Origin of the sequence: Psychrobacter sp. GW64-MNA-CIBAN-0177, from assembly GCF_040309585.1 — a bacterium.
In the GTDB taxonomy this organism is placed as follows: domain Bacteria; phylum Pseudomonadota; class Gammaproteobacteria; order Pseudomonadales; family Moraxellaceae; genus Psychrobacter; species Psychrobacter okhotskensis.
Genome location: NZ_JBEOOY010000131.1, coordinates 1 through 289, shown reverse-complemented (window position 1 = coordinate 289; position 289 = coordinate 1). Strand labels below are relative to the sequence as shown.

The 289-nt window shown below is 66.1% G+C and carries 1 protein-coding gene; it reads right to left on the bottom strand.

Going from position 1 to position 289, the window contains the following annotated elements; genetic code table 11:
* A partial coding sequence (locus tag AAEY79_RS14480) for a hypothetical protein (RefSeq protein ID WP_352288986.1) occupies positions 1-249 on the bottom strand: 249 nt, incomplete at its 3' end.
* Positions 250-289: the final 40 nt, after the last annotated feature.

Sequence of the window (289 nt, the reverse complement as noted above, 5' to 3'; positions counted from 1 at the left end):
ACGCGCGATAGCGTCGAATTCGACGTCTCGACGTCGCGGCACCGCCGCTCTGCCGCGCCATTGCGGGTTCCGCAGCAATCGCACTTTGGTTATCAGAAATCGATGCTTTTCGCGCGCGGCGAAACGTTCAACACTCTGCTGACCACGCAGCAGCCGGACCGCGGCGCCCGCCGGCACGGGCGCGCTCGGCCCGGCCATCCAACGGTTCATCGCCATGACTTCGATTTCCGCATCGCCACGCCCGCTCAATCTTCGTATCGTCGCCGCATCGCGCGACCCGGCTGCACGG